The organism is Candidatus Thiodubiliella endoseptemdiera (genome assembly GCF_964212635.1).
Lineage (GTDB): Bacteria > Pseudomonadota > Gammaproteobacteria > PS1 > Pseudothioglobaceae > Thiodubiliella > Thiodubiliella endoseptemdiera.
This window is the reverse complement of sequence record NZ_OZ156463.1, coordinates 454706-468840: the sequence shown is the minus strand read 5'-3', so window position 1 is coordinate 468840 and position 14135 is coordinate 454706. Positions and strand designations below refer to the sequence as shown.

Sequence of the window (14135 nt, the reverse complement as noted above, 5' to 3'; positions counted from 1 at the left end):
ATTAAGAAAAATGGCTAAGAAAAACAAAAAAACAAATTCAAATACAATTGCCGTGAATAAAAAAGCACGACACGACTATTTTATAGAACAAAGCCTTGAAGCCGGACTTTCTTTGGAAGGTTGGGAGGTAAAAAGCCTGCGTGATAACAAAGTACAAATCAAAGAAAGTTATGTTATTTTAAAAAATAACGAAATGTTCTTATTCGGTAGTCATATTTCACCACTCAATACAGCCTCCACTCATGTCAATGCAGACCCGATTAGGACGCGTAAGTTGCTGTTAAATCGTTTAGAAATCAACAGGATTAAGGAAAAAATAAATCAGAAAGGTGCAACTGTCGTGCCACTCAAACTTTATTGGGTGCGAGGCAAGGTAAAGCTTGAAATCGGTGTTGCTAAGGGAAAAAAAGAGCATGATAAGCGCCAAGACATCAAAGAAAAAGACTGGAAAAGAGACAAGCAAAGGACTTTAAAAGAGAGTTTGAAGTGATGATTGCATTTTTTATTAAAAAAAAGCGTTGACACAGGTGTATTTCTGTTTATAATTGACCCCACTAAATGCAGAGATGCTGAACGACAATATAGTGTTTTCATCTCCAAACAAGTAAAACTTTTAGTACTTTTAAATAAAATTAAAACTTTCAAGGAGAATGAAAAAATGAATAAATCAGAATTAATTGATGCAATTGCATCAGCAGCAAATCTTTCTAAAGCAGATGCAGGCCGTGCATTGAATGCTACAACTGACGCTATCACTAGTGCAATGTCTAAAGGCGACGGCGTTCAACTAACTGGCTTTGGTTCTTTTGTTGTTAGAGACCGCGCTGCGCGCACTGGTCGCAACCCACAAACAGGTGCTACGATTCAAATCAAGGCATCTAAAGTTGCTGCATTTAAGGCTGGTAAGGCACTTAAAGAATCTGTAAACGGTTAATCTTAACTGTTTTGTGAAGAAAAGCACTCTCTAGAGTGCTTTTTTTTCGTTATGACAAAAGACAAGCAAAACCTATTCGGGTTAAATCAACAAGCACTCACCGAGTTGTTTGCAACATTAGGCGAAAAACCCTATCGTGTCAAACAATTGATGCAGTGGATTTATAAATATCATGAGTTTGATTTTGATAAGATGCTCAACCTTAGTAAAAAGCTCAGACAACAGCTGAAAGATACCACTTGCATTGAATTGCCCAAAGTGGCAAAGCAAGACCACGCCCTCGATGGTGTGATTAAGTGGGTAATTGATACGGGTGCAGATAATTTTATTGAAACTGTGTATATTCCTTCTGATGACAGAGGTACACTGTGTATTTCTTCACAAGTGGGTTGTTCTTTGGCATGTACTTTTTGCTCAACAGGAATGCAGGGTTTTAATCGCAATCTCAGCACTGCAGAAATTATCGGACAAGTGATGTTGGCCAATCATTATTTGAAAGACAAAGACAAGCGTATTTCCAATGTGGTATTTATGGGAATGGGTGAGCCGTTGTTGAATGAAAAAGCGGTTTATCCTGCCTGTGATTTGTTGTTGGATGATTTAGCATTTGGTTTGTCTAGACGCAAAGTGACGATATCAACTTCGGGCGTAGTTCCTGCATTGTTGCGAATGGCAGAGCGAGTACCTGTAAGTTTGGCAGTATCTTTGCATGCACCAGATGATACTTTGCGTAATGAATTGGTGCCGATTAATCAAAAATACCCAATTCAAGAATTACTATCAGCCTGTAAAGTATATCTAAACGCAGGCACGCAAGAACGCCATATTTTATTTGAATATGTGATGTTGAATGGGGTGAATGATAGCGTTGCACAGGCCAAAAAATTAGTGACTCTACTTAAAGGGATGTCAGCAAAAGTGAATTTAATCCCTTTTAACCCCTTCCCAAAAACTCAATATATCACCTCAAAAAAGGTTACAATTGCCTCATTTCAAGATGTTTTATTTGATAATGGTATTCGTACCACCACGCGAAGAACGCGTGGCGAAGAGGTGGATGCAGCTTGCGGGCAATTGGCAGGAAAAATTATTGATAAAACTAAACGCATAAAGGTAACAATATGATAAATATAGAAGGGATTGAACACCATTCTAAACAAAGAACAAAAAACAATAAAAGTAAAATTAAGTTGGGAATTACAATATTAATACTTATTATCATTATTTTTTATTTTTTTTCTAGTAATAGTCAAACGCCAGAAAGGTCACAGCCCAATCTGATTGTGATTAAAGAAGCGGAAAACAAAAAGACTAAAGTGGTTATTACCCCCGTTAAAGTTAAAACTAACGACACTCAGATTCAGCCTAAAAAATCTGATATTTTAGAAAATTTAGATGAAGTAATTTAATAATGAAGCCAGTACATACAATCACCAGAAGAAAATCCAAGAAAATTTTTGTTGGTGATGTGGCTATTGGTGGCGATGCACCGATTGCCGTGCAAAGCATGACAAACACCAATACCAATGATATTTCAGCAACAGTTGCACAAATCAAAGAACTGCAAAATTCAGGTGCAGATTTAGTGCGTGTTTCTGTACCGACGATGGCAGCGGCAGAAGCTTTTAAAATCATTAAGCAAAAAACCAGCGTCCCTTTGATTGCCGACATTCATTTTGATTATAAAATTGCTCTTAAAGTGGCAGAATATGGAGCAGATTGTCTGCGTATTAATCCAGGCAATATCGGACGCGAAGACAGAGTTCGAGAAGTAGTGGCATCCGCTCTGGATCATAACATTCCCATTCGTATCGGTGTCAATGCAGGCTCATTAGAAAAAGACCTGCAAAAGAAATACACTGAACCCACGCCCGAAGCTATGGTGGAATCTGCGTTCAGACATATTGATATTTTGGATAGATTGAGTTTTGATAATTATAAAATTTCACTCAAAGCCTCTGAAGTGTTTATGACAGTATTTGCCTACAAACAACTGGCAACACAAATTGACAATCCATTGCATCTTGGTATTACTGAAGCAGGCTCATTCAGAGCGGGTTCGGTGAAGTCATCAGTGGGCTTGGGTTTATTGCTTGCAGAAGGCATTGGCGATACTATTCGTGTTTCTTTGGCTTCTAACCCTGTAGATGAAATCAAAGTCGGTTTTGACATTCTAAAATCATTGGGGTTGCGACAAAAAGGTGTTAATTTAATCGCCTGCCCATCATGTTCTCGTCAAAAATTTGATGTGATTAAAGTGGTCAATGAATTGGAAGCCCGTTTAGAAGATATTAACGAACCAATTGATGCAGCTGTCATCGGTTGCGTGGTAAACGGACCAGGAGAAGCGAAAGCGGTATCGGTTGGACTCACAGGTGGCGAGCCTAATCTGATGTATATCAACGGACTCACGCATTCCAAAGTAAGCAATGAAAGTTTAGTAGATACGCTTGAAGCACAAATCCGCAGTCAATTAAAAGGCTGATTATCTATTTGCTCTTTTGTAGGCTTTGTAACGATAAATAAATTGAATAACAAAATAACCTGACACCGAACTAGTAACGGAAACAATCAAGCAGCCCAATAAAAATGGTTGCCAAATTGTGTCAAATACCTGCCATGCATACTCAAGCGACATTACAAAATCTTGCTCAATGCCAACGCCTAAAACCCACGCACCGAGTTTATAACAGGCATAAAAAATCGGTGGCATGGTGAGTGGGTTGGTAATCCAAACTAGGGCAATAGATAATGGTAAATTAGCATTGAATATGACAGCAGCAGGTGCGGCTAATAGCATTTGGAAGGGCACGGGCACAAAGGCACAAAATAAGCCAACAGCAAAAGCTTTGGCAGCGGATTTTCTATTGAAATTCCACAGGCTTGAAGCGTGTAGATGTTTGCCTAACCAGCCAAGATATTTGTGGTTTTTGAGTTCGTTAGGGCTGGGAGTGTAGTGTTTGAATAGTTTTTTCATAACGCAACATTAATGATGTTTTTAGCGGTTAACCCATATTGTTGATAAAGTTCTTCTTGTGAGCCTTGTTCAGTGAAATCATCTGTCAAGCCTAAAATTTGTAACGGGGTGTTGATTTTTTGTTGGTGTAAATATTCACTAATTGCACTACCTCCTCCACCCGAGATGGCATTGTCTTCAATAGAAATCAATTGTTGATGTGTGTGTGCTATTTTGCTAATCAGTGCTTCATCTAAAGGTTTAATAAAACGCATATCAATCACAGTTGCACCAAGTTCTTTACCTGCTTCTAAGGCAATTTTAACAAAATTACCATACGCAAAAATAGCAGTTTTACTGCCTTCTAATAAAATATTTGCCTTGCCAACCTCAACGGTATCTTGTGTTTCATAATGTTCAATATTTGCCGAGCCTCGTGGATAGCGAATACACACAGGTGAATCCATTTTTAGAGCAGTATTGAACATTCGGAACATCTCAAAACCATTGCTAGGTATCATAACGGTAAGATTAGGAATGCAGCGTAAAAAACTCAAATCAAAACACCCTGCATGAGTAGCCCCATCAGCACCTACCAAACCTGCACGGTCAATGGCAAAAATAACATTCAAATTTTGCAAAGCAATGTCATGAATAAGTTGGTCGTAACCTCGTTGTAAAAAAGTGGAATAAATGGCCACCACAGGTTTTAGTCCTTGCGTTGCCAACCCCCCTGCAAAAGTAATAGCGTGTTGCTCGGCAATGCCCACATCAAAATATTGCTTGGGAAATTTTTGCTCGAACTCACTCATTCCAGAGCCAGTACACATCGCTGGCGTAATGGCGATCAATTTCTTATTTTCAGCCGCCACATTAACCAACCAACGACCAAACACAGCACTATAACTGTCCAATGTAACAGTATTATTAACACCATCAGTAGCAGGGGCAATGCCGTGGAATTTACACGGGTCATTTTCTGCACTATTTAAACCGTAGCCTTTTTTAGTAATGATGTGTAATAATCTTGGCTTATTTTGAGCCTTTAAATTTTGTAGCGTCTTAATTAGTGTGGGTAAATCGTGCCCATCAATCGGACCATAATAATCCAATCCCAATTCTTCAAATAAAGTACTCGGTAATACCATGCCTTTTAAATGTTCTTCTGAGCGCTTAGCAAATTCACGCATTCTCGGCATTTTGTCCAAAATATTCAGTGACTTATTCCGCATCGTTGAATATACCTTGCCAGAGATGAGTTTGGTGAGGTATTTGCTCATTGCACCGACATTTTTAGAGATACTCATGTCGTTGTCATTCAAAATAATCAACAAATCTGCATCACTATCCCCTGCGTGATTTAGCGCTTCAAACGACATTCCACCCGTTAGTGCGCCATCGCCAATTATAGCAATGGATTTGTGTCCATTATTATTAATACCATTGCCAATCGCAATGCCGAGTGCCGCACTGATAGAAGTAGAAGAATGCCCAGCACCAAAACTGTCATGTACACTTTCTGAGCGTTTAGTAAAGCCAGAGATACCCTCTTTTTGACGCAGTGTATCCATTTTATCTTTACGCCCAGTGAGTATTTTATGGGTATAAGCCTGATGCCCTACATCAAATACAAAGCTGTCTTTTGGTGTATCAAATACATAATGAAGAGCAATTGACATTTCAACCGTACCAAGATTAGGCGCAAGATGCCCACCTGTTTTTTGCACCGTATTAATTAAAAATGCACGAATTTCATCCGCCAAAGATTGCAACTGAGTTAAATCAAGTTGTTTAATATCTTTTGGATAATTAACTGAATCAAGCACGCATTAATAAAGTGTTTTAAAGGTATGTATTATACGCCGACACCTTATTGTAAAATAAACGCTTTTATTGTAAATAATCTTTATGTTCACCGTCTGTGCTTTATATCAATTTGTTCGTCTTGATGATTTTGAAGAGTTTCAACCTCTTTTGCGTGCGTTATTGCTGAATTTAGACATTAAAGGCACCATTCTTTTGGCATTAGAAGGGCTGAATGGTACGGTGGCAGGTACACAACAATCGATTGATAAATTGGTGCAATTTTTAGCAGATGATGGGCGTTTTAATCACCTAGAAATCAAGTTTTCTCAAAGTGAAAAACTACCATTTAAACGCCTAAAAGTTAAACTAAAAAAGGAGATTGTCACTCTAGGCGTGGCAAACATTGACCCACTGTCCTCGGTAGGTACTTATGTTAAACCACAAGATTGGAATGCACTGATTAGTGACCCAGATGTTGTTCTGATTGATACCCGCAATGATTACGAATATGGTATTGGCAGTTTTCAAGGGGCAATCAATCCTAATACGGAAACTTTTAGAGAATTTCCGACCTACACCAAAAAAAATCTTGAACAATATCGTGACAAAAAAGTAGCGATGTTTTGTACAGGCGGTATTCGTTGTGAAAAATCTACTGCTTATTTGAAATTACAGGGTTTTAAATCTGTCTATCACTTACAAGGCGGTATTTTAAAATATTTAGAAACAGTCGATGAAGCAGACAGTCTTTGGGATGGCGAGTGCTTTGTGTTCGACGAACGCGTTGCCGTTAAGCACAATTTGGCACAAGGGCAATACGACCAATGCCACGCTTGCCGTTATCCGATTACCGATGTCGACAAACAGCATCTACATTATGAAAAAGGAGTTTCTTGTCCTCGTTGTCACGGCACTCGTTCTGAGTCGCAAATCAACCGTTATAAAGAAAGGCAACACCAAATTGAACTGGCAAAAATCCGTGGCGAAGAACATATCGGCGACAATGCTGCACAAGTTATTAACGCCAAAGTTAAGAAAAAAGCCAAAAAAGCAGAGCAAAAATAATGTTTTTTAGAAATGACATTCCCAAACTCAAACAAGATTTAACCATTCAAGCCAACTTATTAGGGCATGATTTAACACTCAAAACCCGCTGGGGTGTATTCTCCCCTCGTGCGATTGATGACGGTACGGCATTGTTAATGAAATATCTCAAAATCAACGAAACAGACAAATGTTTAGATTTAGGCTGTGGTTATGGTCCAATCGGCTTAGCTGTTGCCAAATCCTGTCCAAAAGGGGAGGTGCAGATGGTAGATAAAGATTTTGTTGCCGTTGAACTGTCAAATATCAACGCCAAACGCAATCATCTTAGTAATGCCGAAGCTTATTTATCGGACGCATTTTCAAGTGTCAATAAAGATAATTATTTCGACCAAGTTATTTCCAATGTCCCTGCCAAAGTCGGTAGAGAACAGCTCAGTATTATTCTTTATGATGCCTACGATGCACTCAAACCAGGCGGCAAGATTACCTTTGTTACTATCAATGGCTTGCGACATTTTGTTAAAGACAACTTTAATTCTGTTTTCGGCAACTACAAAAAAATAAAGCAAGGACAAAAGTACACAATTTCCCAAGCAACCAAGTAAAATACTCGGTTATTATAATTACATACTTAAAGGAATAATACCATGGACATAATGCAAAAAATTCAAAAACAAGTTGATAGCGCACCAATCGTTTTATACATGAAAGGCACGCCACAGTTCCCACAATGTGGCTTTTCCTCCACCGCCTCACAAACACTCGCTTCAACTGGCGTTGAGTTTTCATATGTTAATATTTTTGACGACCAAGAAGTTATGCAAAACCTACCTGCTTTTGCCGACTGGCCAACTTTCCCACAAATTTATATGAACAGCGAACTTGTTGGTGGTGGTGATATTATCGTTGAAATGGCTGAAATGGGTACACTTAAAGGCGAAATGGAAAATGCAACCGAGAAATTTAACAACAAATAATAAACACCCTTGATTTTTTAAGCAGGCTAAAACAAACAATTACCAGCACTTTTTAGTGTTATTTTTTTTGAAACTACTACAAATTGTGCAGCAGTCGACTGTGCTGTTTAAGCCAAACATCCGCTTGTTTATGTTCAGGCATCATTGTTGTTAGTAATTCATAAAAAACCTTGGAGTGATTTTTATGCACTGTATGTGCCAATTCATGGGCAATTACCATCTCAATCACCGATATCGGTGCCATTATTAAAAGGTAATTAAGGTTAATATTATTGCTGGCACTACAAGAGCCCCAACGACTTTTTTGCGCTTTAAAACGCACTTCTTTATAGTTCAAACCGTGTTTTTCGGCAAATTGCTCAAGTAAGGGTATAGCAGTCTTGATAAATTCTTTCTTGTAAAACCAATGAAAAGCTTTATTGCCTTTATGTTGAATGTTGAGTTGAAAAGATTGCCCATCAAAATTAAGAGGATTACCTGATTCAATGTGCAACAAAGGATACCACTCACCCAAAAACAAATATTGATTACCACTTGCATAATCCTGTTTGGGTGGAATTTTACTTTCTATCTCCGCCTGTTTCTTCTGAATCCAGTTCTGTTTCTCGTTGATAAAATGCTCAATTCTCCTCACACTCAAACGCATCGGAGCACGAACGAGCAAACATGCCTGTTTATCAATTTGTAGAGAAAGCGTCTTGCGTTTAGAGCGAATTAGTTGATAATTTATCATTTAGACCTTGGTTTTTTTTGCTATTTCGTATATTTTCGCATGATATTATAGGCACTTTTTAATAAATAGAGACCTTTGCATAAATAGGGATGATTAGCAAAATGACAGATTTTATTAAATTGGAAATTTTTTAAATCCACTCCTAGCAGGGCTAAGGGTGTTTTAAAAAGTTTGTAATTTGATGAAAGATGGCGTTTTGATGATTATTCATATTTATGCAAAGGTCTCTAATAGAATAGGAATGCTATCATTCTCCTTAAAGACAATAATTTTTAGTTATAAAACACCTGGCTAATTATTTCAGTTACCCATTATTGATTCAAATGTTAGTATTTAACCAACCCAACCCCTAGCATTTTCAAACATTTTCATCCACGGACTGCGTTCATTCCAATCTCTTGGGTGGTGGGAGTTTTGTACGGTTCGAATGACGCGTTCTGGGTGAGGCATCATTATGGTTATTCTGCCAGAGTCGTTAGTTATGCCTGCTACTGCGTTATCAGAACCGTTTGGGTTGTGGGGGTAGGTTTGGGTTGGGTAGGCATTGTGATCGACATACTGTAAGGCGATATTATTGGTTTGATTGTTTGTAAAAAGGGCGCGACCTTCACCATGAGCAATGGCAATCGGCATTACCGAGCCTGCCATATCTTGTAGGAATAGGGAGTTAGATTTTCCGATTTTAACTGAAGAAAAACGCGCTTCAAATTGTTCGGAAATATTGCGATTGAAACTTGGCCAATTTTGTGAACCTGGGATAATGTCGGTTAGATTTGACATCATTTGGCAGCCGTTGCAAACGCCCAAAGAAAAACTGTCATTGCGATTAAAAAAGGTTTCAAATTCGTTTTTGGCACGAGGATTGTGAAGAATGGAACTTGCCCAGCCACGACCTGCGCCGAGAACATCGCCATAGGAAAAGCCGCCACAAGCGACTAAGCCTTTAAATTCGTTCAATGATAAGCGACCCGATAGAATATCACTCATATGAACATCAACCGCTTCAAAACCCGCTTTATCAAATGCCACTGCCATTTCAATTTGCCCGTTGACGCCTTGCTCTCGCAAAATAGCTACTTTAGGGCGATGGGTGAGAATATTTGGTGCTTGGTTAATATCAAAAGTGAGTTTGGTTTGTAGGCCTGCTGTATCTTCGGAAACTAAATCAAATTCTTGCTTAGCACATTCAGGGTTATCTCTGAGTTTGGCAATTTCGTAGGAAGTTTTACTCCATAGTTGTTGTAAAGTTGTGCGTTTTTCGCTGTAATCACCAATGTTGATAGTATCTGCGGTATTCAGTGTGGCAATCGTGCGTGTGTAGTCTGACAAACCCGCTTTAGATAAGGCGTTTGTTACTGCGTCTTTGTTGGTGTTGCTTACTTGAATAATGCAACCTAATTCTTCGTTAAAGAGTGTGTCGATATCCTCTTCAACAATGTCTAAACCACAATGAGAAGTAAATGCCATTTCTAATAAACTGGTGATTGCACCGCCATCACTGCGATCGTGATAGGCGGCGATTAAACCATCTTTATTGAGTTGATTTATGACAGTAAAAAAGGCTTTAAATATGGCTGAGTCATCCATATTGGGTGTGATAGCACCAATTTGGTTATAAACTTGTGCCAAGCACGATCCACCCATGCGATTTTGATTTTTTCCTAAGTCAATTAACAGCAATTCACTCTCAAAAGAGGTGTCTAATAATGGAGTGATTTGTGCCCTGACATCGGGAGTTTTAGAAAATGCGGTAATAATGAGAGAGAGAGGTGAGGTAACAGATTTATCTTTACCATTTTCCACCCAAGTACTCTTCATACTCATCGAATCTTTGCCGACTGGCACGGTTAAACCGAGTTCTGGACACAAATCCATTCCAACTGCTCGGACTGCTGCAAATAATTTGCTATCTTCACCTTTGTGCCCACTAGCACTCATCCAATTTGCACTCAAACTGATGTGGTGAATATCTTCCACATAACCGCCCAACATATTCGTCAAAGCCTCACCAATCGTCATTCTTGCTGCGGCATTTGCATCACATAACGCCAATGGTGCCCGTTCACCCAATGACATAATTTCGCCCTTATAACCTGTGTAATCTGAAATAGAAATCGCACAATCTGCCACTGGCACTTGCCATGGGCCTACGAATTGATCACGGGCGACCATACCCGTCACACTTCTATCACCGATGGTGATTAAAAAGTTTTTGCTAGCAACGCTTGGCAGCTGCAAAATCCTTGCAATCGCATCGTTAAGTTTAATCGACTTTGTGTCCAGGGGGTTGAGTTTGACAGGTTGGGTGATGGCATTAATTGATGTTTTTGGTGGGTTGCCAAGTAGCACAGCCATTGGCATTTCAATTGGGTTATTTTCAAATAATGAATCGCTAAGAATGAGCTCCTGTTCTTTGGTAGATTCACCTAACACGGCAAATGGTGTGCGTTCTCGCTGACAAATATCACTAAATAATTTAAGGCTTTCATCGGCAATTGCCAAAACATAACGCTCTTGTGATTCGTTGCACCATACTTCTAATGGCGACATTTTTTTGTCATCATTTGGGATATTTCGCAGTTTAAATTTACCTCCCTTACCCGAATCATTGACCAATTCAGGTAAGCCATTTGACAAACCACCCGCACCAATATCATGAATAGAAATAATCGGATTATCCTTTCCCATATTGGCACAACGGTCGATGACTTCTTGTGCACGGCGTTCCATTTCTGGATTAGCTCGTTGCACTGAGGCAAAATCCAAATCCTCACTCTGCTCGCCACTTTTAATGCTAGATGCCGCGCCACCACCCAAGCCAATAAGCATCGCAGGGCCACCAAGCACGATGATTTTGCTACCGACTGGAATGATGCCCTTTTCAATATGCTGCTCTTGAATATGCCCCAAGCCACCTGCCAACATAATTGGCTTATGATAGCCACGCACATCGCCATCAGGCATTGCTTGTTCGTAAGTTCGGAAATAACCCAAGATATTCGGACGACCAAATTCGTTATTAAAACTTGCCGCACCAATCGGACCTTCAATCATAATATTCAAAGCTGATTGAATTTGACTCGGTTTGCCATTGTCAATTTCCCAAGGCTGTGTTGCATCATTAATTTTCAAATTAGAAACACTAAACCCACACAAGCCCACTTTAGGTTTAGAGCCTTTGCCCGTTGCCCCTTCATCACGAATTTCACCACCAGAACCCGTCGCCGCTCCAGGATGTGGGGCAATTGCAGTCGGGTGATTATGGGTTTCAACTTTCATCAAAATTGCCCGATGTTCGATTGAATTCACATATTTGCCATTTTCATCTGCATAAAAACGACCACCTTTATAACCCGCCATTACCGCAGAATTATCCGAATAAACACTCAATAAACCCTCAGGATGCTGGTGGTAAGTATTACGAATCATCGCAAACAAACTTTTCGCTTGTGCTTCGCCATCAATCGTCCAATCAGCATTAAAAATCTTATGCCGGCAATGCTCAGAATTTGCCTGTGCAAACATCATCAGTTCCACATCGGTTGGATTGCGCTGTAATTTTGTAAAGTTATCAACCAAGTAATCCATCTCCCCACTAGAAAGTGCCAAGCCTAATGTGGTATTAGCACGCTCTAACGCAGACTTGCCATTGGCTAAAATATCAACACACTCAAAAGGCTGCGGCTCAAAATCGTCAAACATACTGTGCGCTTCCTCAATAGACAACAACTCAGATTCCGTCATCTTATCCATAATCACCGACAGAACTGCTTTTTTATCCGTTATCTGCTTATCAAAACGATAAATCACACCTCGCTCAATACGCTTCACTTTTTTCAAACCACAAAGATGCAAAATATCACTGGCTTTTGATGACCACGGTGAAATTGTGCCAAGGCGTGGAATGATAACAATCTGCTCACCACTTAATTCAACCGACGCCTCATAACTCAAAAGATTTTTTAGCGTTGTTGTTTCATCCTCTTTTAATTCACTTTCACAATCTGAAAAATGGATAAATTCTGTGCCTGTAATTTGCACGCCTAGGTGCGATAATTTTTTATTAAGTGCATCTTGTTTAAAGGCGCTTAATGCTTGGATATTTTTAAATAGTGTTATCATAATGAGTTAATAGTAATTCTGTTATTTTTTTAGTTGTTTGCAATTCTGCTAAATTTTTTAATCTCGGCAATAATTGCTTGAGTTTCTTCATTGTCTTCTAATACACCAGTTATGCAACCTCCTGGCACACCATACTTGATGTCTTTCCCTTTGTTTTCGTCAATAATTGCTTGCATATTTTTATACAAATCGTCATCCATATAAGGCTTATTATCTTCAATTGTTTTGATTGTATTTTGGGCTATCTCACCTTCTAACAACATAGTTTCTAACTCTGTTTGTTTACCAACTCTCTGCTTGAATGGGGTACTTACATCGTTACTTGCATGTTCAGCATAGGCACCTTGAAAAGCTGCATTCGAAAAATCTGCCCTTTGGCATTGTGTTCTATAAAAATTTACCCCTTGGCATTGTGTTTCCAAAAAAAATGCCTCTTGACATTGTGCTACCAAAAAATCTGCCCCTTGGCATTGTGTTTCCAAAAAAAATGCCTTTTGGCATTGTGCCCCCCGAAAATTTGCCCCTTGGCATTGTGCTTGCCTAAAAATTGCCCCTTGGCATTGTGCTTGCCTAAAAATTGCCCCTTGGCATCGTGCTTCTGTGAAATTTGCCCTTTGGCATTGTGTTCTATAAAAATTTACCCCTTGGCATTGTGCTTGCCTAAAAATTGCCCCTTGGCATTGTGCTTTTGTGAAATTTGCCCCAACCAAATAAGCAAAAGATAAATTAACCTTAGGAAAACCTTCTTCCTTTGCAAAATCTTGTGCATACAAGCCATCTTCTCTAAACAAAAGATCGATAGTGGTTTGTATTTCATTTGATGGGCGTTTCTTATGTTCGTTTTTATATTTATCTTCATTGGTTTTCGAGCGAATATGTGAGCATAGAATTTGTGCAATTTGTTTGCGGTATTTCCCCTCCTCTTTTGCCAATTCATACAGGGCATAGATCGCCCCTGTGCGTGCTGAGGTTTCGCTTGAACCGAGTAAACTCACGCCTGAATTAAAGCGTTCATCTATTCGCTGGTCAATTTGTAGCTTGATTTGTTGTTTTTGATTTTCAGTTTGTTTTGCTTGTTCTCTTAGTCTTCGAAAAAATAAAATCAAACCAATAATTGCAATGAAGCCTGCACCAATATCACTTGGTTTTATTTTTTTGTCTAAATCAAGTATCTTAAGCATCCAACAGTAGAAATCAGGAATGAAAAGATAAATACTATAGACAAGTAACAGCGCAATTATATAAAAAGGAATGTGGTAACTACGATAGTAGCGCTTGATGTGATTTTTGATTGCCTGTTTAAGGTTTTTTAGTTTGATTTCTAGGGCAATATCTTGTAGCCAACTTTCAAGTTTAGAAAATAATTTTTTCATTTGAACATTAACTTTGAGACCTTTGCATAAATAGGGATGATTAGCAAAATGACAGATTTTATTAAATTGGAAATTTTTTAAATCCACTCCTAGCAGGGCTAAGGGTGTTTTTAAAAAGTTTGTAATTTGATGAAAGATGGCGTTTTGATGATTATTCATATTTATGCAAAGGTCTCACTTTATATTT

13 protein-coding genes are annotated in these 14135 nt (G+C 38.9%); 8 read left to right on the top strand and 5 right to left on the bottom strand.

Annotated elements, in window-relative coordinates; translation table 11 throughout:
* Positions 1–10: 10 nt before the first annotated feature.
* The 5 genes from smpB (at position 11) to ispG (ending at position 3419) form a co-directional block, all read left to right on the top strand.
* Positions 11–490: an SsrA-binding protein SmpB gene (gene smpB / locus AB8525_RS02395; RefSeq protein WP_369178365.1), complete on the top strand. Its 480-nt coding sequence runs from the start codon at positions 11–13 to the stop codon at positions 488–490.
* Between the two features lie 168 nt (positions 491–658).
* On the top strand, positions 659–934 hold the full coding sequence (locus AB8525_RS02390; protein WP_369178363.1) for an HU family DNA-binding protein: 276 nt from the start codon (positions 659–661) through the stop codon (positions 932–934).
* Between the two features lie 51 nt (positions 935–985).
* On the top strand, positions 986–2059 hold the full coding sequence (gene rlmN, locus AB8525_RS02385) for a 23S rRNA (adenine(2503)-C(2))-methyltransferase RlmN (protein WP_369152313.1): 1074 nt from the start codon (positions 986–988) through the stop codon (positions 2057–2059).
* The gene (locus tag AB8525_RS02380) at positions 2056–2343 is read left to right on the top strand and encodes a hypothetical protein (RefSeq protein ID WP_369178361.1); all 288 of its coding nucleotides are present in this window, start codon (positions 2056–2058) and stop codon (positions 2341–2343) included. The genes rlmN and AB8525_RS02380 overlap by 4 nt, the downstream gene beginning before the upstream one ends.
* Before the next feature lie 2 nt (positions 2344–2345).
* The gene (gene ispG, locus AB8525_RS02375) at positions 2346–3419 is read left to right on the top strand and encodes a flavodoxin-dependent (E)-4-hydroxy-3-methylbut-2-enyl-diphosphate synthase (protein ID WP_369178359.1); all 1074 of its coding nucleotides are present in this window, start codon (positions 2346–2348) and stop codon (positions 3417–3419) included.
* Here ispG and AB8525_RS02370 read toward each other — a convergent pair whose 3' ends face one another.
* Both AB8525_RS02370 and dxs read right to left on the bottom strand, forming a co-directional pair.
* The gene (locus tag AB8525_RS02370; protein WP_369152307.1) at positions 3420–3911 is read right to left on the bottom strand and encodes a DUF2062 domain-containing protein; all 492 of its coding nucleotides are present in this window, start codon (positions 3909–3911) and stop codon (positions 3420–3422) included.
* Positions 3908–5716, bottom strand: a complete 1809-nt coding sequence (gene dxs, locus AB8525_RS02365; protein ID WP_369178358.1) for a 1-deoxy-D-xylulose-5-phosphate synthase — start codon at positions 5714–5716, stop codon at positions 3908–3910. The genes AB8525_RS02370 and dxs overlap by 4 nt, the downstream gene beginning before the upstream one ends.
* A gap of 82 nt (positions 5717–5798) precedes the next feature.
* Here dxs and AB8525_RS02360 point away from each other — a divergent pair, with 82 nt between their 5' ends.
* Genes AB8525_RS02360 through grxD form a run of 3 tightly spaced genes read left to right on the top strand, consistent with a single transcriptional unit; the run spans position 5799 to position 7720 of the window.
* Entirely contained in the window at positions 5799–6761 is a 963-nt protein-coding gene (locus AB8525_RS02360; protein ID WP_369152304.1) for a rhodanese-related sulfurtransferase, read from the top strand.
* The gene (locus AB8525_RS02355; RefSeq protein ID WP_369152302.1) at positions 6761–7348 is read left to right on the top strand and encodes a class I SAM-dependent methyltransferase; all 588 of its coding nucleotides are present in this window, start codon (positions 6761–6763) and stop codon (positions 7346–7348) included. Before AB8525_RS02360 ends, AB8525_RS02355 begins: the two co-directional genes overlap by 1 nt.
* Positions 7349–7390: 42 nt before the next feature.
* Positions 7391–7720 carry a Grx4 family monothiol glutaredoxin gene (grxD, locus tag AB8525_RS02350; RefSeq protein ID WP_369178356.1) on the top strand — a complete coding sequence of 110 codons (330 nt, stop codon included), beginning with the start codon at positions 7391–7393 and terminating at the stop codon, positions 7718–7720.
* Positions 7721–7796: 76 nt separating this feature from the next.
* On the opposite strand, the gene AB8525_RS02345 is transcribed toward grxD, so the two are convergent.
* The 3 genes from AB8525_RS02345 to AB8525_RS02335 form a co-directional block, all read right to left on the bottom strand.
* Positions 7797–8453: a M48 family metallopeptidase gene (locus AB8525_RS02345; RefSeq protein WP_369178354.1), complete on the bottom strand. Its 657-nt coding sequence runs from the start codon at positions 8451–8453 to the stop codon at positions 7797–7799.
* A 333-nt stretch (positions 8454–8786) separates the two neighbouring features.
* The gene (gene purL / locus AB8525_RS02340; protein ID WP_369178352.1) at positions 8787–12575 is read right to left on the bottom strand and encodes a phosphoribosylformylglycinamidine synthase; all 3789 of its coding nucleotides are present in this window, start codon (positions 12573–12575) and stop codon (positions 8787–8789) included.
* A gap of 29 nt (positions 12576–12604) precedes the next feature.
* Complete coding sequence (locus tag AB8525_RS02335) at positions 12605–14107, bottom strand: pentapeptide repeat-containing protein (RefSeq protein WP_369178350.1); 1503 nt, start codon at positions 14105–14107, stop codon at positions 12605–12607.
* Between the last annotated feature and the right edge of the window lie 28 nt (positions 14108–14135).

Bases quoted from the DNA above. Each gene is read 5' to 3' on its own strand.
- AB8525_RS02360 (WP_369152304.1), top strand. From the start codon at position 5,799: ATGTTCACCGTCTGTGCTTTATATCAATTTGTTCGTCTTGATGATTTT.
- AB8525_RS02355 (WP_369152302.1), top strand. From the start codon at position 6,761: ATGTTTTTTAGAAATGACATTCCCAAACTCAAACAAGATTTAACCATT.
- AB8525_RS02345 (WP_369178354.1), bottom strand. From the start codon at position 8,453: ATGATAAATTATCAACTAATTCGCTCTAAACGCAAGACGCTTTCTCTA.
- grxD (WP_369178356.1), top strand. From the start codon at position 7,391: ATGGACATAATGCAAAAAATTCAAAAACAAGTTGATAGCGCACCAATC.
- AB8525_RS02370 (WP_369152307.1), bottom strand. From the start codon at position 3,911: ATGAAAAAACTATTCAAACACTACACTCCCAGCCCTAACGAACTCAAA.
- smpB (WP_369178365.1), top strand. From the start codon at position 11: ATGGCTAAGAAAAACAAAAAAACAAATTCAAATACAATTGCCGTGAAT.
- AB8525_RS02390 (WP_369178363.1), top strand. From the start codon at position 659: ATGAATAAATCAGAATTAATTGATGCAATTGCATCAGCAGCAAATCTT.
- ispG (WP_369178359.1), top strand. From the start codon at position 2,346: ATGAAGCCAGTACATACAATCACCAGAAGAAAATCCAAGAAAATTTTT.
- rlmN (WP_369152313.1), top strand. From the start codon at position 986: ATGACAAAAGACAAGCAAAACCTATTCGGGTTAAATCAACAAGCACTC.
- AB8525_RS02380 (WP_369178361.1), top strand. From the start codon at position 2,056: ATGATAAATATAGAAGGGATTGAACACCATTCTAAACAAAGAACAAAA.
- AB8525_RS02335 (WP_369178350.1), bottom strand. From the start codon at position 14,107: ATGAATAATCATCAAAACGCCATCTTTCATCAAATTACAAACTTTTTA.
- purL (WP_369178352.1), bottom strand. From the start codon at position 12,575: ATGATAACACTATTTAAAAATATCCAAGCATTAAGCGCCTTTAAACAA.